Raw genomic sequence first — 25,576 nt, 5'->3', positions numbered from 1 at the left:
TTAATGCTTATGATTGCAACACATTTGTGTTTTTCCTAAAGCTGACAACAACTCAACTTCACATAAATGATCATCACCTAAAGTAACATTTCTTTGAACATCTTTTAGACTATGATAAACCAAACTTCTATTGACATGAGCTACATCTTTTGCATAATTTAATAAAATTGATAAATCATGACTCACAACAACTATTGCTATAGATTTATTAAGCTCTCTTAAAAGTTCATATATATCTTGCTGACCTTGCACATCAATGCTAGCTGTTGGCTCATCTAACATTAGTATTTTTGGATTTGAACACAAAGCACGAGCAATAAAAACTCTTTGTCTTTGCCCTCCACTTAAATCTCCAATTTTTTTATCTGCAAATTTTTCCATTCCTACTTGTTTTAAAGAACTTAAAGCACAATCAATATCTTCTTTTGCATAACCAAATAGCTTTCTTTTAGTTTTTATATGTCCCATTAAAACAACTTCTAAAGCTGTTATTGGAAAATCTGTATTTAAATTTGTATTTTGAGGAACATACCCTACTTCACTATTTTTTATATTTTTTGTCAATTTTCCCTTTTGAAGAGGTAAGAGTTCTAAAATAATCTTAAGAAGAGTAGATTTTCCACCACCATTTGGTCCAATGATGGCTAGAAAATCACTATTTTTTATAGTAAGATTTACATTTTCTAAAGCTTTTGTGTTTCCATAATAATGTGTTAAATTTTCTATTTGTATTAAATTCATATTAACCTTTTTCTGCAACTTGGTTGCAATGTTACCTAAAAATCAATTAAACATTTAAAGTAATAGTAAATTCAGCACCTTTGTATTTTTGTTTATTATAATTAAACTCAACATTTTGAACAGAAATTTCTCCATTCAACTGTAAAATAATCTCTTGAGTCATATATAAACCTATCCCTGTACCTTGATTTTTATCTTTTGTAGTGAAATATGGATTAAATATTTTTGATAAATTTTCTTTCTCAACTCCACCCGCATTATCTTTTATAATAATCTTTAATTGCTCGTGTTTTTTATAGACATCAATAAAAATATACTTTTCATAATCTTTATTAATTAACTCATCTCTTGCATTATTTAATATATTTATTAAAGCTTGAATTAATTTATTTTCATGAGAAAAAATCTCTACATCTTGAATATTTTTTATAATAAATATATCTTTAGTATTTAATTGAACTGAAATTAAATCCAAAGTTTTTGATATTGTATTTACAATTTTAAAATTTTCTTTCTCTTTATTTGGACTAAAGAAATTTCTAAAATCATCTATTGTTTGAGAAAGATAAAATGCTGAAGCGTTTATTTTTTTAGTAGATTCTAAAAAAAATGCATCAGTAAGAGTTCCCATCTCTTTTTGAATTAACATACCACTTGCTGATGCGGTAATAACAGACAATGGTTGTCTCCATTGATGAGCTATATTTCCGATCATTTCTCCCATAGTTGCCATTTTTGATTGTTGAAAAAGTAGTGCTTGTCTACTACTTAACTCTTCTTTATATTTTATAAACTTCTTTTCAATATATTTTGAAACGTAATAAGAGATTATTAGTAAAAATATAATTAATATAACACTACCAACTAAAGTATCTTTTATATTTTGCTCAAAATCTTTATCAAGTTTTTTCTTTACCTCAATTATTTCAAAATCTACATCATCTTCATAAAATAAAGCACCAATAATCCAATCCCAACTACTAAGCGCTTTTACATAACTGATTTTATTTACTTTGTAATCTACATTTGAATTAGCGTATTTTTCTTCATATTTATAAAAATTATCAACTTTTGAATTTGCAGCATCTATCATACCTTGAAAATTAATTTTTCTTGCAGATACAAGACTATCGAACTTATCTTTTGAGTTTATAAGTTGTTCATCTTTATTTAAATATACACCTTCTTTTGTAATGATAAAAATATTTCCACTTTTACCAAACTTTATAGTATTTAAATAATCAACTACTTTTCGTTGAACATTATCATTATATTCATCAAAATATTCTCCTGTTCCAATTACAAAATTTAATGGTTCAAAATATTTATAGAATGCGATTTTTCTTGAAGATAGATTAGTAGTTGGATTATTCCAATAATATTCATCATATCTTTCACCTTTATTATTTAGAGTGTTAACTATTGTTTTTACAAATGCATAACCATTATCATCTTTATATTCTAAATAATTCTTTCCCTCTCCTTCTTTATCAAGTGGAGTTAAAAGCATATTGCCAAATTCATCAATAATATAAAAATAACCCCTTCCTTCGTTATATCTTATTTTATCTAGAGTAATTTTTATAATTTCAATAATTTCATTTCTATTTTTTATATCTTTATATTTTTCATAAATATTTGAGGCTATTGAGTGAGCCTCATAAGCTTTACTTTTTATTGAAGTTCTAAGTTCTTTTTCTGAATTTTCTTGGATATATTGTACATATGAATAAGCCCTATTTACTTCATCTTTTATCATATTTGCATTTTGTAAATAAAATTTCTTTTCCAAATCTTTTTTTTCATTTAAAAATTCTCTTTTATTTTCTATATATAAAAAAAGAACTAAAATAGAAGTCAAAAATAGGATCAAAACAACTGGTGCGTATCTTATAATTTTTAATAGTTGTTGTTCTTTTTCTTTATCCATTTTACATATCTTTGATTTAAAATTTAATACTTGACCGATTATATAAGAATTTTTATAAAATCTGCTTTATTATTTAAAATAAGTTATAATTATTTTTTAAAATTTTATTAGGAAAATAATATGTCAAAAATAGGAATCATTGTAGCTAGTTCAAATAATAATTTAAAATTAGGTTTAAAATTTCAAGAATTAGCAAAAAATTTAAATGTAGAAACTGAACTTATAAATTTGGTTGATTATAATCTTCCACTTTATAGTACAAACGAAGAAGAAAAAAATGGAATTCCTGAATCTGTTTTAGATTTAGCAACGAAAATTATGGATTTAAAAGCTTTTATAATTGTAGCACCAGAATATAACGGAGTTATGCCCCCTGTTTTAAACAATGCTATGGCTTGGACTTCAAGAGCAACAAAAAACTGGAGAGATGCTTTTGATGATAAAGATGTAGCATTGGCAACGCACAGCGGTGGTGGAGGACAAAAAGGTCTTCAAGCAATGAGAATTATGTTCCAACACCTTGGAGCAAATATTTTAGCTAGAGAAATTCTTACTACTTATGAAAAAGCACTAAATGAAGATGCAGCAAAAGCTGTAATTTTAAAATTAGCTAAACTTACAAACGCTTAAGAGATTTATCTCTTAAGTATTTTCAAATCAAAATCTTATTACTTGGCTCATGTATATAGAAACCTTGAGCATAATCTATTCCCATACTAGTAACTTTTTCCAGAATCTCTTTTTGAGATACAAATTCAGCAACTGTTTTAATATTTTGAAGTTTAGCAAATTCTAAAATTGTTTTTACAATATTGAAATAATTAGTCAGTCCTGAAAAACACACTTTTGGAGTTTAATTTTTTTTAATAATCCAAATTTGAAAATTTCATGGTGATTTTTAGTTGCAATAAGAACATAATCAGTTCTTTTTGGTGTTGCAATTGTTGATAAGCTTCTTTTAATAAAGATAAATTTCCTGTAAAAAATGCATAAAAGTAGATATTCATCCACTTTTTTAGATTAAATGCTGTTGCTGCTAGTAAAAGATTAATCTGGTCGCCAAGAAATCCTTTAAGATAATTTCTTTGCATTCTATGATCAGATTTTAAGTGTCCAATAATAGGTTCTATTGCTGCTCTTCTTCTAAATTTCTCTTTTTTGATATTAATTTGTTTAGTTGTATCTTTCTTTTGTAAATTACTTGGTATTGAGATATCAATAACAGTTTCATTATTGATTATTATTTGTTTACTTCCTCTATATCCTCTATCACAAATAACTTCATTTATAGTTTTAGATCCTAAATTTGAAATTGTATTTTCTAATGCTAACTTTAGAGTTTTACTATCATGTTCATTTTCTCTATGTGCAGAAACTCCAACAATAATTCCTGAATTTTTAGTTGTTACAACAGAAGCTTTTGTACCATATTCATAACCTTTATGGTCTTTACCTTTATTTACTGCATATGCATCTATTTCATGTAAAGAGTAAATTTTATTCTTTGTATTTTTCTCTTGTAAAAGTACTCTTATGTACAAGTAAAATTTAGTAGCATATTTATTATGAAGTTCAAGATTATCACCAAATTTTCTATCAATATCTCTAAGAATTGTTTTTGCAATTGTTCTGAGTCTTTTCATAGAAGCTTTTGCTTTTATAATCTTTTTTGGATGTCTAAAGAATCTTAAATTTATTCTATGTTGTTTTATCTCTTTGATATAGCTTCTTCTTAGTTTAATATTTTCAACTTTTACTATTTTATGCAAATGGTTAATTATTTTAATTGCTAGTTTACCATCTGTTGGGTAGGTTAAATTACTCTCTTGAATAGTTGTATCAGCTATTACTTGTGATTCATTTAGATTTTCATTACTATGAATTTCAATACTATGTTTAAAAATAAATTCAAATCCTTTTTTACCTATTCTATTTCTAAAATAAACTAAATCAGTACTATGACATGGTAATGCTGTTTGGAAATCACTAAATCCACAGAAATATTGAAAGTATGGATTTCTTTTCCAAGCAATAACTACATTTTCATCACTAAGATTTTCTAACTGTTTTAGTAATAGTAATCCAACCATTAAACGAATTGGTTTAGCTGGTCTTCCCTCTTTAGAGTAATATTGTGCAAATTCATCTTCAAATTTCGACCACTTAATTGTATCTGCTAAAACAACTAAAGGATCTTTTGAATCTAACATATCCATTAATGAACCATAAAAGAGATTTTTCTGCACTTATTTCTCCAAATTTCGACCAATAATTTAGTCATATTTCATATATAATTGGTCGAAATTATAGCAAAAAAGTAGTGACAAATGCCTTAATTAAGGTATTTGTAGTGTTCTTCAGGAGTGACTAATTAGTATCTGTAATAAAATCTTTAATTAATGAGCCATCAATTTTTATCCCGCATTATGCAATAGCTAAATAAGAATCTAAAATAAAGTACCATAAAATAACACTTCATAAGCATTCATAAGGAACACCAAATGGGTGAATTAAAAATTGAGTATTCTGATAAAAAAGTTACACCATTTGGTGGGATGAAATTATTAAAAAATTTTATAGATAAAACAAGAGTAATTGAAGATTTAAAAAGTGTAAATTTACCTATTGGATTTTCAAATAGAGCATATGATCCAATAAATATTATTCAAGGATTTTGGTTAGCTATATTTACAGGAGCAAGTAGATATATCCATGCCGATTGGTTAAGATATGATACAACATTACAAACAATATTTGAAATAGATAAATTGCCAAGTCAATCAACATATAGCAGATTTTTTCATAAATTTAATATTGAAAAGAATTCTGAAATATTTCCAATATTACAACAAAAATTCCTTTCACAACTAGATGTAGGACCACTAACAATTGATTTAGATTCAACAGTAATAACAAGATATGGTGAACAAGAAGGAGCTAAGAAAGGTTATAACCCTAAAAAACCTGGTAGAAACTCACATCATCCAATTATTGCATTTATAGATCAAACAAAAATGATAGCAAATACATGGATGAGAAGTGGTAATACTAGTTCACTTAATAATTATGACGCATTTTTAAATGAGACATTTGATATATGCTTAAAAGATAAAAAAGTTGGACTTGTAAGAGCAGATAGTGGATTTTATTCACAAGAATTCTTAGAATGGTTTGAAAAAAGAGGTATTAATTATATTGTGGCTGTAAAATTTTATGAAAATATAAAATACACCATTGGAAATATAACTAAGTGGATTAAAATCACAAAAGGACTTGATGTAGCAAGCCTAAGATTTAAACCTGATAACGGAAGTGAAAGAAGATATATAATTGTTAGAAAATTAAGTGAAGAATACCCAAAATCAGGTGGTAAACTTCTATTCGATGAACCTATATATAGATATAGTGCTTATGTTACTAATATTGAACTGCCAGTTGATCAAATTTATAATATATATAACACAAGAGCTGATTGTGAAAATAGAATAAAAGAACTTAAATATGATTTTGGAGCTGATAACTTCTGCTTAAAAGATTTTTATGCCACAGAAGCCTCTTTTAGATTTATTATGATGGCATACAATATTATGGCACTTTTTAAACATGAAGTAGTAAATTCAAATATGATGCTTTCAACACTACGATCCTATTGCTTTGCATTAGGATCTTGGATAACAGAACATTCAAATCAAAAAGTACTAAAAATATCACTTCCACAAAAAAGAAGAACTTGGATGAATGGTTTATTTGAAAACGTAAAACAAAGTCAAATTCCCTTTAAGTATACATAGATAATTTTCAATAAAAATACTTAAAAATTACAGAGAAAATCTATAACTTTTAGTTATAAATAAATATTTTATTGCTTCTTCTATTGCATAATCTGGGTTTATATAGTCAGCTTTTAATTTAATCAAATATGCAAAATTTGAGTAACCACTTCCAAAATCATCAATTGCAATCTTACATCCAAGTTCTCTTACGTTTGCAATAAATTCATTTATTTCATCAAAGTCAACTATTTCTTCACTTTCAACTATTTCAAAAACAACTTTATGTCCAATATTGTATTCATGTAGTTTTTTTAAGATAAATTCTCTCATATTTTTATCAATTATATCTTCCAAAGTTAGATTTATACTAAATTCAAAATCTTTATCCTTAAAATATTCAAAAGATTTTTCAATTACTTTTTTTGTAATCAATAAATACTGTCTAGATTTCTTAGCTATATCTAAAAAATAAAATGGAGAATAGACCTTTCCATCTTTTTCAATTAATCTAACTAAACATTCATATTTTTCTATTTTTTTTGTTTTTGTATTATAAATAGCCTGATAAAAAGGAACTATTCTATCATCATTTAATGCATTCTTTATTCTTACTGCCCAAATCCTATTATTCTCATAAAATTTTTCAAGTTGCAAATCTTTGCTATATATAATCTCATATTTAAACTTTTGAGAATGCTTTTTTATCATATTAGCACTCTCTAATAAATATTTTTTATCTTCGAATGAAAAAACATATTTAAAATCAACATAAATATTTTTATCCCTTAACTTTATAGGTTCTTTTGTTACTGATTTTAAAATATTTTTTATATTTTTTATAAAATCCTCTCTATCTTCAAAATTACCCAAAATAGCAAATTCATCAGAATGAACTCTATATACACTATAATTTTTATAGTTAATCAACTCTTTTTTTAATCGTTTCGCAATAGTTTGAAGAAGTTTATCTCCTTTTTTATGGGAATATAAATCATTTATTAAACTAAAATTTACTATATCTATAATAGCAATCGAAGGTTTTGAAAAAGCAGTAATATCTTCCAATAGTTTAAATCTATTTGAAATTTTTGTAACAATATCTTCTCTTAAAGCCCTCTCTAATTTTTCTGTTTTTTCCACTAAGTCAGTTACTTCATGTCTAAATGATATGTACTCAAAAATAGTTCCATCTTCATTTAAAATTGGTGTTATTACATTATCTACAAAATAAAAAGAACCATCTTTTTTTCTATTTCTAAGTAATCCTTTCCAACTTTTTTTGCTTTTAATAGTTTCCCAAAGATCGTCAAATTTTTCTTTACTTTCTTCACCTTTTAAAAGGCTATGAGATTTCCCCATAACTTCTTCTTTAATATATTGAGAAACTTCAACAAATTTATCATTTGCATAAGTTATGTTTCCTTGTAAATCACCCTTTGATACTATATTTGTTTCTTCTGCAGCTTTATAATATTGTTTTAAAATATAATTTTCTCTTTTTAATTCTTTTATTAACTCTTCAAGCTCAAAATTAGGCAATTTCCAAATCCTTTATACATTATTTAATCGATTATATCTTCTTTAATTTAACAAAATATAAAATATAATTAATATTTGGCTAGAATAAACTAAAACAAAGGAGAAGCTTTGGATATTTCAGATATTAGAGGAAAATACACTACAAAAAATCTTGATATTAATGATTTAAATAAAAATCCTTTCAAGCAATTTGAAATTTGGTTTAATGATGCGATGAATGAAAATTTATTGGAACCAAACGCTTTTACACTTGCAACGGTTGGAAATGAAATGATGCCTAGTGTAAGAACTGTATTATTAAAATATTTTAGTGAAAAAGGATTTGTATTTTTTACAAACTATGATAGTAAAAAAGCAAAACAAATAGATCAAAACCCAAAAGTAGCAGCTTTATTTACATGGCTTCCTCTTGAAAGACAAATTAAAATAGAAGGTAGTGTTGAAAAAATATCAAAAGCTGAATCTTTAAAATATTTTTTAAGTCGACCAAAAGGTAGCCAACTTGGAGCTTGGGTTTCTAGACAAAGTGAAGTTATAAGTTCAAGAGCTTTGTTAGAACAAAAATTTGAAGAAATGAAAAATAAATTTTTAAATAAAGAGATTCCTTTTCCATCTTTTTGGGGTGGATACATTATAAAACCTATAAGAATTGAGTTTTGGCAAGGTGGGGAAGATAGACTTCACGATAGATTTTTATATGAATTTAAAGAAGATAATTCTTGGGAAATTAAAAGATTAGCGCCCTAATCTTTTAATCCTCAAATAATTCTATTGTATTTTTACCTTGTTTTTTTGCTTCATACATTGCTGTATCAGCTTGTTTTATTAAATCTTTTACACTAACACTATCATCATTAAATAAAGTTATTCCAATACTTGGAGTTGATATATTTTTGTAACCTTCTATAGAATCAATACTATTTAAAGCATCTTTTATTTTTGTTGCTAAATATTTGATATTTCTTCTAGCTTCATCTCTTGTTGAACCTAAATTATCAAGTAAAATTACAAATTCATCTCCTCCTACTCTTGAAACTGTATCTTCTTCTCTTATGCTTTCTTTCATTTTTTTAGCAACAGTTATTAATAATGCATCTCCAATATCATGTCCCAATGTGTCATTTATAACTTTAAAATTATCTAAATCTATAAATATTAAACCACCTATTATCTTATGTCTAGTAACTTTTCTAATAGCTTGCTCTATTCTATCTGTTAGTAAAAGTCTATTTGGAAGACCAGTTAAATTATCATGCGTTGCTTGATACTCTAGAACTTTCTCTTTATCCTTTATTTTTCCAATATCAAAATATTGTCCTAGATAATGAGTAGCTTTTCCATTCTTATCTTTTATAGCAGTAATAGTACCTTTTAATGGAATTATTTCATCATTTGATTTTTTATTATATAACTCACCAGTCCAGAATCCATTGATTCTTAAACAATTCCACATATCCTCAATAAACTTATAATCTTGGTGTGGCGTTTTAAAAATTCTTGGGTTTCTTCCAATTAATTCATCTTTTGTATAACCCATAATAGAACAAAATGCCTGATTAACTCTAACTATATGTCCCTCAGTGTCTGTTATTAACATTGGCTCTGCAATATCAAAAGAATATGAAGAAAGCCTTAGTTCATCTTCTTGCTCTAATCTTTGTTCTTCATACTTTATTTTTTCTAAACAATGATTAATATCATTTACCAACTTATCAAATAATACTTCAACTTCCTTGTCAAAAAAACCAATTTGAGTTGAATAAATTATCATAACCCCGACAACTTTATCAAATTTTTTGATAGGAAAAGTAGCCATTGAATTTATATTCAAATTTTTTGCTTCATTGTAGAATACTGATAAATTTTTTTCGTAAAAATTATTTATAATAATATTTGTTTGCCATTTAACAGTTTTTGATACTAAATTTTCATGTGAAATATCTTCATAATAATTTACTTGAGAAGATATAATTTGTTTTAATTTTCCATTTTTTGCATATATTTTTTTATCGGAAACATCATAGAAAAATGCAAACTTGAAATTCTCATTTTGAGCTAAAATTTCACAAATATTTGGATACAAAGACTCTTTATCATAAGTTTTAGTTAAAAATTTATTCGTCTTACTTAAAATTTCATAAATATCTTTATATGTTTTAATTTTTAAATAACTTTCTTGCTCTTTTGAAACTATAGTTTTCAAAACAAAAAATAAAGACCCCATAGTAAAAAATACTATTATTAAAAATAGTATAGAAATATTTTTATCATTTAAAAGCTCATCTTTAAATAGATTCGTCTCTTTATCTATAGTTTCAAGTAAAGAACTTAAAAGCTCTTTTAGATATTTTGAATTTTCATCATGAGATAAAAAATCAACTATTTTACTTAAATCAAGATTGTAGTTATTAGCATATTTAAAATGTTTTGAAAAGAAAAGTGAAGATAAAATATTTTTCTTAGTTGATTTATAAGCTTCAGATATTTGATATAAATTTAATTTTTCACTATCCAGACTTTGTCTTATCTCTTTTATTCTATTCAAATCATAATCTAGATTCTCAACTTTTGATTCTAAATTTAAAATTTTTACAGTATTTAATAGTTCATTGTATAGTTCATCACTATTTTTAAACTCTTTTTGTAAGTCAACTTTGTCTTTTTGAGTTAAAAAATATTTTACTACAGCATTTTGTTCTTTATCTATTGCAAAAATAAGTTCTTTTATGTTTTTTACAAAGACTAAATTGTCTTTCATAATTTCAACTTGTTTAAACATAATATTCTTTTGATAAACTATAAAAGAACTATAAACAAAAATTAAAAGTATAGGAAGTGTGAATATAGATATAATTTTCAAAAAAAGTCTATTTTTAAACAAAGCATGCCTTTAGTTATTTAATTTTACACATTACTATTAATTCATTAAAAAAATTATTATTTTTCGTATATGTTATAATATTTTCCTTTAATTTTTGTTTTATTTAATTTATCTAAAACAAAATCTAACTTATCTTTTTTTACTGCAACATAAGAACAAAAATCTAATACATCAATTTTACCAATATCATCTTTTTCTAAACCAATTCCAGCAGTTAAACTTCCTAAAATATCCATTTTTCTAAGCTTATGTTTTTTGCCACCATTTATAAAAATAGCTCTTAATCCTAAATCTATCTCAAAATTTGGATTATCTCGAATTACTTTTGCCTCTTTAAACTCAATATCATTAAATATTTCTTTGAATTCTAAAGCTCTATTTTGTTCATCTTTTGTAAAAAAGCTAACTGCAACTCCACCTTTACCTGCTCTTGCTGTTCTTCCAATTCTATGAGTATGAATTTTTGAATTTAGTGCTAAATCATAATTTATAACCAAATCTACATCGTCTATATCAAGACCACGACTTGCAACATCACTTGCAACTAATATAGGGTAAGTAGAATTTGAAAATAAGATTAATGTCTCATCTCTTTGTTTTTGTTCTAAATCACTATGCATAGTTAAAATATCTAATCCATCTTCATACAAAATATCTGCTAATTTTTCACATGTAATTTTTTGATTACAAAAAATAATTGTAGATTTTGCTTCAAAACTTCTGATTATTTTTTTAATATTTTGTGCTTTTTCACTCTCAGTTAACTCATAAAATTCTTGTTTTATAATATTTTTTTCTTCATTCTCAACTTCTATAAAAAGTGGATTATTCAAAATATTTGAAGCTAAAAGTTTAATGTCATCTGTATATGTTGCAGAAAATAGCATAGTTTGTCTATTTTTTGATAAAAAGCTTGAAACTTTCTCTATATCATCATAAAATCCCATATCAAGCATTTTATCGGCTTCATCAAGAACAAAAGTTTCCACAAAATCTAAATTTAAATTTTTTTCATCTAAATGCTTTAAAATTCTTCCTGGAGTTCCTACAATAATGTGTGCTTGATGACTTAAAGAAACAACTTGAGGTTTAAAAGGTACCCCACCACAAAGTGTAAGAATTTTTACATTATGAACATGTCTAAATAAAAGTCTTAAATTTTGTGCTATTTGATTTGCTAACTCTCTTGTTGGAGCAAGTAATAAAGCTTGAATCTTAAACTCTTTTACTCTTAATTTTTCAACTATTGGCAAAGAAAAAGCTACAGTTTTTCCACTACCTGTTTTTGCTCTTGCTATTAAATCTTTCCTCTTTAAACTACTACTTAAACTTAACTCTTGGATAGGTGTAAGATTTATATAACCTAAGCTTTCAAGATTTTTTATAAAATCTTTATTTATATCTAATTGTGAAAATGTCACTGTTTTTTAACCTTTTTTTTGTCTTTAAAACTATAAACTAAAATTCCTAGCACTAATAAAACAGTGAAGAAACCAACATACTTAAAATCATCTGCAAAACTTAAAAGAAGTTTTCCAGCTGTAAAACTAATATAACCAATAACTATAGCCCATATTGCAGAAGCAATAGCATTTAAAACTGTATATTTAAAAGGATTGTAAGCTGAAATTCCCATAACTAGGGGTACTAAAGTCTTAACTCCATAAATATACTTTTGTATAAATATCATAAATGAACCATATTTTTTAAGCATAGTTTTTACCATGGCAACTTTTCTTCTATGTTTATTAACTGTTTCATCCATGTATGATTTATTATATTTTGCAAAGTAGAATAAAAATTGACTACCAATAAAATTTGAAACACCAGCAACTATAACTGTTATATAAATATTTAAATCACCTGCATATGAAAAAGCCCCAGCTATTGCTAAAGCTAAAAAACCACCACCAAAAGAGTATAGAAAAAGAGCTATATAGCCCCAATCTTGAATAAATTGTTCCATGAAAATCCTAATTTTTCTATAAAGCCTTTATTCTATCCAAAATGGTATAAAAAGATTATTTTTTTTCTTTTCACAATTTTTACATAAGATTTTAATATAATCCTGTAATTTATTTTACGAAGGAATTTTATGAAAAAATCATTTATAGTTGCAGGAATTTTATTTTCAACTCTTAGTTTTGGATTTGACTTAAAACAAATAGCAAGTGATGTTGCAAAGAATATACCACAAAATGTTGAAACTACAGGAAATAATCAAAAATCAAATTTAGATAATTCTACTATTTCAAATGGATTAAAAGAGGCTTTAAAAAATGGTGTTACTTATGCCACTTCAACTTTAGGTAAAGATAATGGTTACTTAAATAATGATAAAGTTAAAATACCTCTACCTGATAATTTAAAAAATGTTGAAGGGGTAATTAGAAAAGCTGGTGGTGATAAAATGGCTGATGATTTAATCAATTCTATGAACGCAGCAGCTTCAAAAGCGGCTCCAAAAACTGCTGATATTTTTATGAATGCCATTTCTAAAATGAACTTAAATGATGCTCAAACTATTTTAAGTGGAAAAGATAATGCAGCAACAGAATATTTTAAGAAAAATAGTTCAAATGAACTTAAAGCTATGATAAAACCAATAGTTCAAGAGTCTATGAAAACAAACAACGTTGCACAATATTACGATGTTGCAAATAATTTTTATCAAAATAGTGCAAAAGGTTTAGTAGGAAACAGCTCAATTACAGGACTAGCAAAAAATTTTGGTGTTGATTCATATGTACCTGGAAATAATAATGAAAGTTTAGACGACTATATTACAGAAAAAGCAATGGACGGACTATTTTCTATGATAGCTCAAAAAGAAGCTGGTATTAGAAAAAATCCTCTTGAACAAACTAGCTCAATTTTAAAAGAAGTGTTCAGTAAATAATAAAGTTAAGGATTTTAATTCCTTAACATAATTTATTTGATTATTAATATACAATTTCATAATTTTTTCCCATTTTAAAGCCATTTCCATTAACTTTAAAAAATTATTTTGGTATTATTTGAGCACTTAAATAAATAGTGTTGTGATAATATTATTTTAGAATAATGAAATTTTTGAAGGTTTTAGATGACAGAAAATTATAAAGAAATAGATAATTTAGAAATATATAAATATAGTTTTTTGAATTCTAATGAAGCTATGATTATTTTTACTTCAAAAGAATTTATAGCCTGTAATAATGAGCTTGCGAAATTCTTAGAGTTAAAATCAACTGATGATTTTAAAACATTAAATCCTTTTGAAATCATTCCTGCATATCAACCTGATGGTACTTTATCTCATTTAAAATTCAAAGAATATTTAGAAATTTGTAAAAACTTAGGCGAAGTAAGATTTAACTGGTTATATAAAACTGTAAAAAACAAAGATTTATTTGTTGAAGTACTACTAAAAAAAATAACTTTTGATAATAAAGAGTATTTTTTAGCAAAATGGTTAAATAGAAATGAATTAAGAAAATTAGAAAAAGAGTTAGAAAATAAAAATCTTCAACTAGAGAAGAAGAAAACTTATTTAAATGAAATAGATAGTATTTTCAAAGAACAAAATATAAATAAAGATGATTTCGTAGATACACTGTTTTTGCTAAATGAATATAAAAATGCAATAGATGAAAGTTCTATTGTCTCAAAATCAGATAAACAGGGCAAAATAACTTTTGTAAATAATAAATTTTGTGAAATTTCTGGATACAACAAAGAAGAACTTATAGGTAAAAATCACAATATTGTAAGGCATCCTAGTATGGGTAAAGATTTCTTTAAAAATCTTTGGAAAACTATTTTAAATAAAAATATATTTAGAGGAGTAATAGTAAATAAAAAGAAAGATGGGAATCCATATTATGTAGATACGACAATTGTTCCTATCGTTGATAAATATAATGAAATAATTGAATTTATAGCAGTAAGACATGATATAACACAAATTTATGAAAAAGAAAAAATCATTCAAGAACAATATATGGATGATTTAACAAAACTCCCAAATAGACAAAAATTAATAAGTGATTTAAAAGATACTAAAGATGCTTCAATTGTTCTAATAGACATTGCAAAATTCAAAGATATAAATGAATTTTATGGCTATGAAATAGGAGATTTAGTTTTAAAAGAGTTTGCAAAAAATTTACAAAAATTAGATATCTTTGGATTAAATTTTTACAAACTTTCAAATGATATCTTTGCAATTTTAGTATTAAAAAATAGTTTGATAGAGTCTTTACCAGAATTATTAAACAATATTTTAGAAAAAATTGAAAAAAAAATAGTTGTAGAAAAATATAATTTTTCACTATCAATTTTTATGGCTGTTGCTTCTAAGAATTTTTTTGAGAATCCTCTTATAGCAGTTGAATTTGCAATGAATTTAGCAAAAAATAAAAATAAAAAAATACTATTTTTAGAACAACATCTAGAAGAATATGAAAAAATTAAAAGAAATAAAGAATTAATTGAAATAATAAAAAATGCAATTTTAGAAAATAATATACTTGTTTATGGACAAAAGATTCTAAACAATATCACAAAAGAAGAAAAATATGAAACTTTAATGAGATTAAAAACAAGTGATAATAAAATACTACTTCCATATACTTTCTTAGAAGTTTCAAAAAAAGCAAATTTATATCTAGATTTAACAAAAGCATTAGTAAAAAAAGCTTGTAGCTACTTTAAAGATAAAGATTGCGAATTTAATATAAATCTTACAGTTGAAGATATAAAAGATGAAAATACAATAAACTATATTTTTGAAAATATTAAAAAAACAAATACAGCTTCAAAAATAACTTTTGAAATAGTCGAAAGTGAAGCTATTGATGATTTTGGTTTAATAAATGAATTTGTAAAAAAAGCAAAAAATTTAGGTTGTAAGATTGCAATAGATGACTTTGGAACTGGATATTCAAATTTTGAATATATAATCAAATTAAATATTGATTTTATAAAAATAGATGGTTCATTAGTAAAAAATATATCAAATGACAAGAATGTAGAGTTAGCAATAAAAACGATAAATAGCTTTGCAAAAGTTTTAAATATTAAAACCGTAGCTGAATTTGTACACAACGAAGAAGTTATGCAAAAAGTGAATGAGTTAAATATTGATTATTCACAAGGTTATCATCTACACAAACCAGAATATTTAGTTTAAATTTAAAGAGGAGAAGAAGTGCTTATAAATATTTCAACTAAATATAGAATCTTAATAATTATGATTCTTAGTCAAATAGGGTTTATATCTATTAGTATTTTTGCAATATTAAGTGATTATAAGATTTCAGGAATAATTGCATTAAATATATTTTTTGCAATTATTGTTGGTTATATTAGTTTTTATTCGATGCAAAGAATTGTAGGAGGAATAGATAGAGTTAAAGAGTATATTGAAGATTTAATGGATTTTGTATTTTTTAAAACAAATCATATTAGAGTTGCAAAATATATAAAAAATGACGATATTGGTATTATATTAAGAGAATTAAATAATTATGTTAGTAAATATGACAAAATAAGAAAAGATGATATGCATATTATGGGTGAAATAGTAATTGCTCTTGACAAGGTATCTCAAGGTATTTATACTTCAAAAATAAACTCTACTACATCTAATCCGATGATTTATACGCTAAAAAATATTGTAAATAATATGCTAGAAAAAGCTAATAAGAATATGGAAGATTTAGTTGAAATTGTTGGACTTTATTCTGAACAGGATTATAGAAAACAGATGCAAATAAATCCTAAACTAAAAGGGAAAATGCTTCTAACTATGCAAAGAATAAATAAACTTGGTGCTGAATTAAATTCTAATGCAAAACAGAATCTAGAAAATGGTAATTTACTTGAAAACTCTTCAATTCAGATGAGTAAAAGTATAGATAATCTAGCTCAAAAAGCAAATGAACAAGCAGCAAGTCTTGAAGAAACTGCATCTGCTTTAGAGCAAATTACAAGTATTACAAAAAACAATACTCAAAATGCTTCACAAATGGCAAATTTGAGTAAAGATGTAAAACAATCAGTTACATTAGGTGAAGATTTAGCAAATAAAACAGCTTCTTCTATGGATGAAATTAACTCAAAAGTTAAAGCTATAAATGAAGCAATAAGCATAATTGATCAAATAGCTTTCCAAACAAATATTCTATCTTTAAATGCTGCTGTTGAAGCAGCAACAGCAGGAGAAGCTGGAAAAGGATTTGCAGTTGTTGCACAAGAAGTAAGAAATCTTGCAAGTAGAAGTGCAGAAGCGGCACGTGAAATAAAAGATTTAGTTGAAAATGCAACTTATAAAACTGAAGAAGGTAAAAAAATATCTGATGAGATGATAGAGGGTTATCAAAATTTAAATAATTTAATCTCTCAAACTATAAATATTATTTATGATGTAAGTATTGCTTCAAATGAGCAATTAAAAGGAATTGAGCAAATAAATAGTGCAATAAATATCCTTGATAAAGCAACTCAGGAAAATGCAATTGAAACAAATAATGTATCTTTGATATCGCAAAAAACACTAAACATGGCTAAACTATTAGTAGAAGATGCCAAAACAAAAAAAGTAAGCTAAGGATTAAATATGTCAAAAGAGATAGTTTTAGAAGACCATGCCTTTTTAGTTAGTGAAACAAATGAAAAAGGAATAATTACATTTGCAAGTGATGATTTTTGTGAAATTGCAGGATATAGTGTTGAAGAATTAATTGGGAAACCTCACAATTTAGTAAGACATCCTGATATGCCAAAAGCAGCATTTAAAAATTTGTGGGATACTGTAAAAAGTGGAAAAGTTTGGACTGGATATGTAAAAAATGCTACTAAAAATGGAGATTATTACTGGGTTTATGCAACAGTTTATCCCACAATTACAAGTGAAGGAACTAAAGGGTATTTATCTTGTAGAAGAAAAGCTACTTCTGAAGAAATACAAAAAGCAATTAATCTTTACAAAACGTTACAATAAGAACTATAGATTTTATATAACCAAAATATTATTGAATTATTCAACTTTTAAAAGTTGTTTATGATAGAATACTTTTTTTATTGCAGGGGGACGCTTTTTGCGTTGAGAAGGTAAAACCTGACCCTTTGAACCTGTTGGTTAATACCAGAGTAGGAAGCGATTTTTAATAATTAAATTTAATAAACTTAAAATAGATAATCTAAATTTAATAAAAAGGGTGCTTTCTTCGGGAAGTACCCTTTTTTTTACTCAAAAATCTGGCTAACAATAAAAAAATATATTTAATAAAGGATTTTGAAATGAAGATTAGCAATGCATTTGCTGAAATGATGGTACACATACCACTTTGTACACATATTGAAGCAAAAAAAGTTTTAATAATTGGTTCTGTAAATGATGAGTTAAAAAATGAAACTTTAAAACACTCAAAAGAGTCAAATTTTGAATTTGGTGATTTATCAATAGTAGAAAACAAAGAAAATAAAGAGATAGATATAGTAATCTTAACAGATATTAGACCTGATTTAAAAATTTTGGCAAATATTTATAGAGTGCTTAAAGATGATGCAATTTTATGTTTTTTATCAAAATCATTTTCAAATAACAAAGATGAATTAAAAGAGGATTTAAAACTTGTAGGTGAAAAGTTTTGGATTGCTATGCCTTTCAAATTTGAACATGATACAGCAATAATTGCTTCAAGAAAATATCATCCAACAGCTGATTTAAATCTACAAAGAGCAGATTTCTTAGAAGATTTAAAATATTATAGTGCTGAAATTCATTCAGCTTCTTTCGTGTTTCCTGCAAGTATTCACAAAGAACTTACTGGTATTGCAAAAAGATAAAGGAAAATAAAATGACAAATATTCAAAAATGGTTAGAAGATCATAAAAATGATGTTGTACGAACACAAATGTACTACGCAAAACAAGGAATTATTACTCCTCATATGGAATTTGTTGCAAAAAAAGAGAACCTTGATGTAGAATTTATAAGAAGTGAAATTGCAAGAGGTAGACTAATAATTCCTGCAAACGTAAATCATATAAATCAAGAACCAATGGCTATTGGAATTGCAAGCTCATGTAAAATTAATGCAAATATTGGTAGTTCTGCACTTGCAAGTGATGTAAATGCTGAGATAGAAAAAGTAAATGTTTGTTTAAAATATGGTGCTGATACAATTATGGATTTAAGTACAGGTGGTGACTTAGATATGATAAGAAAAGCTGTAATAAATCACTCAACAGTACCTATTGGAACAGTGCCTATTTATCAAATTTTACACGATGTAAAAGATAAAATTGAAGATTTAAGTATTGAAAAAATGTTAGAGGTAATTGAAAGACAAGCACAACAAGGTGTTTCATACTTCACAATTCATGCCGGATTCTTACTAGAATTTATGCCTCACATTGCAAAAAGAAAAATGGGAATCGTTTCAAGAGGTGGTTCACTAATGGCTGCTTGGATGATGCACTATCATAAAGAAAATCCTTTCTACACAGCATTTGATAAAATCTTAGATATTTGTAGAAAATATGATGTTTCTCTTTCTTTAGGAGACTCTTTGAGACCAGGTTGTTTAGCTGATGCATCTGATGAAGCACAATTAAGAGAATTAAAAGTTTTAGGTGATTTAACTTTAAGAGCTTGGGAAAAAGATGTTCAAGTTATGATTGAAGGACCTGGTCATGTACCATTAAATCAAATAGAAAGAAATATGAAAATAGAAAAAGAGTACTGCCATGAAGCACCTTTTTATATTTTAGGACCACTTACAACTGATATTGCTGCTGGTTATGATCATATCTCTTCTGCTATTGGAGCTGCTGTTGGTGGATGGCATGGTGCATCAATGCTTTGTTATGTAACTCCAAAAGAACACTTAGGTTTACCAAATGCTGAAGATGTTAGAAATGGAATTATTGCATACAAAATTGCAGCACACTCAGCTGATATTGCTAGAGGAAGAAAAGGTGCTAGAGATATTGATGATGCTATGAGTGATGCTAGATATAAATTTGATTGGAATAAACAATTTGAACTTGCTCTAGATCCAGATAGAGCTAGAGAGTATCATGATGAAACATTACCTCAAGATGTATTTAAAGATGCAGAATTTTGTTCAATGTGTGGACCAAAATTTTGTTCATATAAAATAACTCAAAAAATAGTAAAAACTCACGGAGAAGCTATAGAAAATATGGCTGTTTAAATATTTTAAGCTAAAGTTTTATCTTTAGCTTGAAGTTACTCTAAAATAGTTATTTATAGAATTTTTCTTTACTAAACTAAAATTGAAATCTAAATCTAGGTTAAATTTTTCTTCAAAACTAAACTTATAATCTTTTTTGAAATTTTTTAAAAGAGCTTGAAAAAGTGAATATTTTTTATCTATCACAAAAATATCTTTGTTCATCTCATATAAATATACAACATTCAAATAGTAACTACCATCTACAAAATAAGTTTGAAATTGATAGTGAGAAAACTCATAATTATCAATTAATTCAAATCTTTTTGCACCAATATTTTCTTTTAATAGAGATAAAAAATGCCCAAAAGCCTGTCCATTCCAAGTAGCATCACTATAAGTGTGAATATACTCAATATAAATCTCTTTTGTTTTCAAAGTATAAGCATCAAGTACATAAGCGTCATGTCTTGTTTTTGTTTCAATATTTGAAATAGGATATTTAAAACTATAATCACTTGTAATCTTAAATCTTAAATCATTCTCTTCTAAACTAAAATAAGGAATGGATAACTTTGTAACCTTTTTAAATGCAAATTTAAGACCCTCGAATAAAGCTCCAAACACTGTGATACCTTCTTTTAAATTTAAGCTATTATATCCATAAAGAGCTATTTAATCAATTTACACTAATTATCCATTCCTAAACTTCTTTTAAAAATCAATAGTGTGAAAGTAAAAAACACCAAACCAACTATGAAAATATCTAACATTTGTACCCAAACTATACTAAAACCTGCATCCCTAAATAAAATAGCTTGTGATAATTCTACAAAGTGACTAGTAGGCATTAATTTCATTAAATATTGGATTACTAATGGCATACTCTCAAATGGTGACATAGTACCTGAGAGCATCATTAATGGAAGAATCGTCAAAATAAAAACCATCCCTAATTGAGGCATATTTTTTACAATAGTTCCAATAAAAACTCCCATAGAAGTTGTAGCAAATAAAACTAAAAATGTAGAAAATAAATATAATGGAATTGAACCACTAATAGGTATAGAAAGAAGAGTTTCAACAATAAACCATAAACTAAAAGATACTCCAATTAAAACTATAATACAAACAGCTAATATTTTTGAAAACATTATCTCAAAAGATTTTAAAGGCATTACCATTAAATGTTCAATAGTACCATGTTCTCTTTCTCGAACTAATGAAGCAGCTGAAAGTAATATAGATATCATCACAATATTATTTATAATCTCATTTATACTTCCAAACCATTCTCCTTTTAGATTAGGATTGTATTTGTATCTAATAACAAGTTCTGGATTTATTTTATTTTCATAATTACTATTTAAAAAATTTTGAACCTCTTCATTTATAATATTTTTTACATAGCCTGAACCAATACCAGCTTGAGTCATCCTTGTAGCATCTATGTTTACTTGAATCTCAGGTGCTTTAGAAGATAAAACATCTTTTTCAAAACCATCAGGAATTAGTACTATAAATGTGTAATACCCTGAATCCATTTTTCCATCAATATCGTAATAAGAGATAATATCTGGAGTGTTAAATCTTGGTTTAAAAAAACCATCTATTATTTTTTTAGATAATTGACTTTTATCATTATCAACAAAAGCTATTGAACCATTATTTATTTCAATTGAAGTTTTTGTTCCACCTATATAAATTGCCACGGAAAAAACATATATAATAAATATAATCATACCTTTATCATATAAAACTGTTTTTAGCTCTTTAATCATTAAGTTATATATATTTAGTACTGTTTTTAACACTATTTTTCCTGCTTATTTAAAACTAAATAACTAAAATATAATATAACAAAAATTGATATACTTAATACAAAGAATTCAAGTTGTAACTCTTTAAAAGATATATTTTTACTAAAAACTCCCCTACTAATATTTATAAAATATGTAACGGGAAATGAATTTCCAATAAATTGTCCAATACCTTCAAGAGAGCTCACTGGCTCTTTTAATCCTGAAAATTGTATTGTAGGAAGCAGTGTTAATATAGCTGTTCCCATTAGTGCAGCAATTTGAGTTTTAACAAAAGATGAAATAAAAAGCCCTATTCCTGTTGTACAAATAATATATAAAAACACGCCTAAAGTAAGAGTAAATAAACTCCCTTTTAATGGTACATCAAATACAAAAACAGCAAAAGCAACTAAACCAAAATAGCTAATCATACTAACAATCAAATAAGGTAATTGTTTTCCTAATAAAAACTCCAATTTTTTAACAGGCGTTGCATAAAAATTCACAATAGAACCTAACTCTTTTTCTCTTACAACACTTAATGCCATTAAAATTGAAGGTATAAAAATCAAAAGTAAAGATATAACAGCAGGAACCATAGAGTAGATACTTTTAAAATCTTGGTTATACCTATATCTTAGTAAGATATTTACATCTGATTTCATATCAATTCCTAAACTCTCTTGGTAATAATTTTTAATATAGTTATAATGTAAACCTTGAACATAACCATGTATTGTCTCTGCCCTAAAAGGAAAAGTTCCATCAATCCAAACAGCAATCTCTTCTTGATAACCTTTTTCTATATTTTTACCAAAATCAGGAGGAATTATAAAAGCTAAACTTATTTTAGCACTCTTCATCCTCTCATCTAATTCCTCAAAAGAGTTTAATTCTTCTTTTTCAATAAAATATCTGGAACCAGCTACATTTTGTATATAGTTTACACTAGCAGGTGATTTATCTTGATCTAAAACTGCAAATTTAAGATTATCAACATCAAAACTTATCCCGTATCCCATAACAAAAAGTAAAATAATAGTTCCTAAAAGAGCAAATGTTAATCTTACTTTATCTCTTAATAACTCCAATGATTCTTTATAACTATAAGCTAATGCTCTTTGAAAACTAAAAAAACTATTTTGACTTTTATTTGTATCTTTAGAATAATCACTCTCTTCTATAAAAACATCTTTTTTTTCAACTTCATCTAAAGCTTCTTCTAAATATGAGATAAATGCATCTTCTAGGTTTTCTTTATTTTTTAGTTTTACTAATTCATCTGGACTATTACTTACTAAAACTTTACCTTTATGCATCAAAGATATTCTGTCACACCTTTCACCTTCATTCATAAAATGAGTAGAGATAAAAATAGTAACATTCTCATTTCTTGATAAGTCAACCAAAAGCTTCCAAAAATTATCTCTAGAAACTGGATCAACTCCTGATGTTGGTTCATCTAAAATGAGCATTTTAGGACTATTTATAACAGCAACGGCTAAAGACAACCTCTGTTTTATTCCTAAAGGTAAATCTTTTGCTGAATAATCTTTATACTCTTTTAGAGAAAATTTTTCTAAAAGATAATTTATTCTTGTTCCTTCATCTTTTATATTAAAAAGCTTTGCATGAAGATTTAAATTTTCATAAACACTCAACTCACTGTATAAAGAGAAAGATTGAGTCATATAACCAACAAACTCTCTCATATTTAAAGAGTTGTTTTTTAGTTCTTTTCCAAAAAGCTTTACAGTTCCACTACTTGGAGTTAATAACCCAGTAAGCATCTTCATAGTTGTAGTTTTCCCACAACCATTTGATCCTAAAAATCCAAATATTTCACCCTCTTTTATTTTTAAATTAACATCATCAACAGCTATAAAATCTCCAAATTTCATACTCAAATTTTCTACTTCAATAGAGTATAAACTACTTTGTTCATCTTTCTTTGGAACTACTAATTTTTCATAACCAATAATTTTTTCATCTGGTAAGAGTTTTATAAATGCATCATCTATATCAACGCTATTTGTATTTTCTAAAATCTCTTTTAAAGTTCCTTGCATCAAAATTTTTCCATCATCCATAGCAATGATAGTATCAAAAGTAGCAGCTTCTTGCATATATGCAGTTGCTATTAAAACACTCATATCTTGATTTTTATCTTTTATTAGATTTATAAGTTTCCAAAACTCTCTTCTTGAAAGAGGATCTACTCCCGTAGTTGGTTCATCCAAAATTAGAATTTCAGGATCATGTATCAAAGCACAACAAAGACCTAATTTTTGCTTCATTCCTCCAGAGAGTTTTCCAGCTGGTCTATCTTTAAATTTTATTAAATCAGTGCTTTCTAAAAGTTGTAAAATTCTTTTTTTTCTTTGCTCTTTATCTAGTCCAAAAAGCTTAGCAAAAAACTCTATATTTTCATAAACAGACAATGTCATATATAAATTTTTTCCTAAACCTTGTGGCATATACGCAATTTTTGGACAAATAATATCTCTAGATTTTTGAATACTTATATCAGAATTTAGAACTTCGACTTTTCCTTCTTGAATAATTTTTGTTCCTGAAAGGATTGCTAAAAGAGTAGATTTCCCAACCCCATCAGGTCCAATAAGTCCTACCATTTTACCTTTTGGTATTTCTAAATTTATGTTGTCTAAAGCTAATACTTTCCCATATTTATGAGAAAGATTAGTTATTCTTGCAACAATTTCACTCATTAGGTTTTATATCTTTTGGTAAATTATTTAAATACTCTGGCCAAACTGCATTTTTATCTAACTTTATGTATGCAACACCTGGTAAACCTGTTTTAACTTGTTCATAATATTTTTCTATCAAATCTGAATTAATTTTAACTTTGACTCTAAACATTAATTTTTCTCTCTCTTCTTTTGTCTCAATCTCTTTTGGAGTAAATTGAGCCAAAGGTGAAACAAAAGTAACTGTAGCTGGAATTCCAACATTTGGTATAGCATCAAAAACTATTCTAGCTTCTGAACCTATATCTACAAGTCCTGCTTGAGAAGTTGGAAGAAAAACATTCATATATGTGTCCATTAAATCAAGAATTACTAAAACTTTCCCACCACTTGGTACTATTTCACCATTTTGTGCAATTTTGTATAAAACTCTTCCTTTTATTGGTGAATACAATTTTGAATCTTCAATATTTACTTTTATAGTCTCTATTTGAGCATCTAAGGCACTTATAGTAGCTTCTGAACTATTAACTTGAGTTTTTGCTGCATTTAAAGCAATTTGAGCGTTTTTTAATTCAGTTTCTCTTTTTTGAAATTCAGCTAATGAAATACTTTTTGATTTAAAAAGATTATTTGCTCTATCAAAATCCTTTTTCACTAAAGAAAGTTCACTTTGTCTTTGATTTACAATCTCTAAAGTATACTTTTTATTTTCTATTGCTTGATTTTTATGAGCTATTGCTTCTTGAAGTTTTGTGTTTAACTCTTTTACCTCTATTTGAGCAAGGAGTTGATTTTTTTCTACTAAATCTCCCTCTTGAACCGCAATACTTTCCAATCTTCCAGATAATTTAGAGGATATATCAACTTGAGTAGTTTGTGTTCTACCATTTCCAAAAGCAAAACTTTCAGGAATATTTGATTCTCTTTTTATATAGTAAAAATAATATAGAGCCCCAAAAAATAAACCTATTATTATAAATAAAAATAATTTTTTCAAAACATTTCCTAATG

General features: G+C 26.0%; 20 protein-coding genes, 1 pseudogene and 1 riboswitch. Of the genes and pseudogenes, 9 read left to right on the top strand and 12 right to left on the bottom strand.

The window, feature by feature from the left end:
• Together ACBT_RS04675 and ACBT_RS04670 are read right to left on the bottom strand one after the other, a co-directional pair.
• Positions 1–741 (bottom strand): metal ABC transporter ATP-binding protein, encoded by a 741-nt coding sequence (locus tag ACBT_RS04675; protein WP_024775269.1) that lies wholly within the window; start codon positions 739–741, stop codon positions 1–3.
• A gap of 46 nt (positions 742–787) precedes the next feature.
• Positions 788–2,671 (bottom strand): sensor histidine kinase, encoded by a 1,884-nt coding sequence (locus tag ACBT_RS04670; protein WP_024775270.1) that lies wholly within the window; start codon positions 2,669–2,671, stop codon positions 788–790.
• 120 nt (positions 2,672–2,791) lie between these two features.
• Here ACBT_RS04670 and ACBT_RS04665 point away from each other — a divergent pair, with 120 nt between their 5' ends.
• The gene (locus tag ACBT_RS04665; RefSeq protein WP_024775271.1) at positions 2,792–3,301 is read left to right on the top strand and encodes an NADPH-dependent FMN reductase; all 510 of its coding nucleotides are present in this window, start codon (positions 2,792–2,794) and stop codon (positions 3,299–3,301) included.
• A gap of 22 nt (positions 3,302–3,323) precedes the next feature.
• Here the strand turns inward: ACBT_RS04665 and ACBT_RS04660 are convergent, their stop codons facing one another.
• Together ACBT_RS04660 and ACBT_RS04655 are read right to left on the bottom strand one after the other, a co-directional pair.
• Positions 3,324–3,515, bottom strand: a complete 192-nt coding sequence (locus ACBT_RS04660) for an EAL domain-containing protein (protein ID WP_024775272.1) — start codon at positions 3,513–3,515, stop codon at positions 3,324–3,326.
• A gap of 19 nt (positions 3,516–3,534) precedes the next feature.
• Complete coding sequence (locus ACBT_RS04655; protein ID WP_034218578.1) at positions 3,535–4,917, bottom strand: IS5 family transposase; 1,383 nt, start codon at positions 4,915–4,917, stop codon at positions 3,535–3,537.
• 255 nt (positions 4,918–5,172) lie between these two features.
• Between ACBT_RS04655 and ACBT_RS04650 the strand changes: the two genes are divergently transcribed.
• Entirely contained in the window at positions 5,173–6,462 is a 1,290-nt protein-coding gene (locus ACBT_RS04650) for an IS1380 family transposase (RefSeq protein ID WP_024774781.1), read from the top strand.
• A gap of 27 nt (positions 6,463–6,489) precedes the next feature.
• Here ACBT_RS04650 and ACBT_RS04645 read toward each other — a convergent pair whose 3' ends face one another.
• Entirely contained in the window at positions 6,490–7,983 is a 1,494-nt protein-coding gene (locus ACBT_RS04645; protein ID WP_051429958.1) for a bifunctional diguanylate cyclase/phosphodiesterase, read from the bottom strand.
• Between the two features lie 108 nt (positions 7,984–8,091).
• Here ACBT_RS04645 and pdxH point away from each other — a divergent pair, with 108 nt between their 5' ends.
• Positions 8,092–8,730: a pyridoxamine 5'-phosphate oxidase gene (gene pdxH / locus ACBT_RS04640; protein WP_024775377.1), complete on the top strand. Its 639-nt coding sequence runs from the start codon at positions 8,092–8,094 to the stop codon at positions 8,728–8,730.
• Between the two features lie 4 nt (positions 8,731–8,734).
• Here the strand turns inward: pdxH and ACBT_RS04635 are convergent, their stop codons facing one another.
• The 3 genes from ACBT_RS04635 to ACBT_RS04625 form a co-directional block, all read right to left on the bottom strand.
• Positions 8,735–10,762, bottom strand: a complete 2,028-nt coding sequence (locus ACBT_RS04635) for a sensor domain-containing diguanylate cyclase (protein ID WP_228130309.1) — start codon at positions 10,760–10,762, stop codon at positions 8,735–8,737.
• A 158-nt stretch (positions 10,763–10,920) separates the two neighbouring features.
• Entirely contained in the window at positions 10,921–12,285 is a 1,365-nt protein-coding gene (gene dbpA / locus ACBT_RS04630; protein WP_024775379.1) for an ATP-dependent RNA helicase DbpA, read from the bottom strand.
• The gene (locus tag ACBT_RS04625; RefSeq protein ID WP_024775380.1) at positions 12,282–12,830 is read right to left on the bottom strand and encodes a DedA family protein; all 549 of its coding nucleotides are present in this window, start codon (positions 12,828–12,830) and stop codon (positions 12,282–12,284) included. The genes dbpA and ACBT_RS04625 overlap by 4 nt, the downstream gene beginning before the upstream one ends.
• 129 nt (positions 12,831–12,959) lie before the next feature.
• Here ACBT_RS04625 and ACBT_RS04620 point away from each other — a divergent pair, with 129 nt between their 5' ends.
• The 6 genes and pseudogenes from ACBT_RS04620 to thiC all read left to right on the top strand — a co-directional run bounded on the left by ACBT_RS04620 (position 12,960) and on the right by thiC (position 20,070).
• Positions 12,960–13,763 carry a DUF4197 domain-containing protein gene (locus tag ACBT_RS04620; RefSeq protein WP_024775381.1) on the top strand — a complete coding sequence of 268 codons (804 nt, stop codon included), beginning with the start codon at positions 12,960–12,962 and terminating at the stop codon, positions 13,761–13,763.
• A 186-nt stretch (positions 13,764–13,949) separates the two neighbouring features.
• Entirely contained in the window at positions 13,950–16,037 is a 2,088-nt protein-coding gene (locus tag ACBT_RS04615; RefSeq protein ID WP_024775382.1) for an EAL domain-containing protein, read from the top strand.
• Positions 16,038–16,706: 669 nt separating this feature from the next.
• A pseudogene (locus ACBT_RS11905) lies at positions 16,707–17,456 on the top strand (methyl-accepting chemotaxis protein); the annotation flags it as partial.
• Positions 17,457–17,465: 9 nt separating this feature from the next.
• Entirely contained in the window at positions 17,466–17,849 is a 384-nt protein-coding gene (locus ACBT_RS04605) for a PAS domain-containing protein (protein ID WP_024775384.1), read from the top strand.
• A 74-nt stretch (positions 17,850–17,923) separates the two neighbouring features.
• A riboswitch (TPP riboswitch) is annotated at positions 17,924–18,022 on the top strand.
• Positions 18,023–18,148: 126 nt separating this feature from the next.
• Positions 18,149–18,697: a spermine/spermidine synthase domain-containing protein gene (locus ACBT_RS04600; RefSeq protein ID WP_024775385.1), complete on the top strand. Its 549-nt coding sequence runs from the start codon at positions 18,149–18,151 to the stop codon at positions 18,695–18,697.
• A gap of 11 nt (positions 18,698–18,708) precedes the next feature.
• The gene (gene thiC / locus ACBT_RS04595) at positions 18,709–20,070 is read left to right on the top strand and encodes a phosphomethylpyrimidine synthase ThiC (RefSeq protein ID WP_034218628.1); all 1,362 of its coding nucleotides are present in this window, start codon (positions 18,709–18,711) and stop codon (positions 20,068–20,070) included.
• Positions 20,071–20,094: 24 nt separating this feature from the next.
• Here thiC and ACBT_RS04590 read toward each other — a convergent pair whose 3' ends face one another.
• The 4 genes from ACBT_RS04590 to ACBT_RS04575 form a co-directional block, all read right to left on the bottom strand.
• A complete protein-coding gene (locus ACBT_RS04590) occupies positions 20,095–20,676 on the bottom strand; it encodes a hypothetical protein (RefSeq protein WP_024775387.1) in 582 nt (193 codons plus the stop codon).
• Between the two features lie 62 nt (positions 20,677–20,738).
• On the bottom strand, positions 20,739–21,863 hold the full coding sequence (locus ACBT_RS04585) for an ABC transporter permease (protein WP_024775388.1): 1,125 nt from the start codon (positions 21,861–21,863) through the stop codon (positions 20,739–20,741).
• Positions 21,863–24,580: a ribosome-associated ATPase/putative transporter RbbA gene (gene rbbA, locus ACBT_RS04580; protein ID WP_024775389.1), complete on the bottom strand. Its 2,718-nt coding sequence runs from the start codon at positions 24,578–24,580 to the stop codon at positions 21,863–21,865. The genes ACBT_RS04585 and rbbA overlap by 1 nt, the downstream gene beginning before the upstream one ends.
• Entirely contained in the window at positions 24,573–25,562 is a 990-nt protein-coding gene (locus ACBT_RS04575) for an HlyD family secretion protein (protein WP_034218629.1), read from the bottom strand. The genes rbbA and ACBT_RS04575 overlap by 8 nt, the downstream gene beginning before the upstream one ends.
• Positions 25,563–25,576 lie beyond the last annotated feature (14 nt).

The sequence above is a fragment of the Aliarcobacter cibarius genome (genome assembly GCF_013372265.1).
GTDB classification, from domain to species: Bacteria; Campylobacterota; Campylobacteria; order Campylobacterales; family Arcobacteraceae; genus Aliarcobacter; species Aliarcobacter cibarius.
This window is presented reverse-complemented; position numbering and strand designations above follow the sequence as displayed.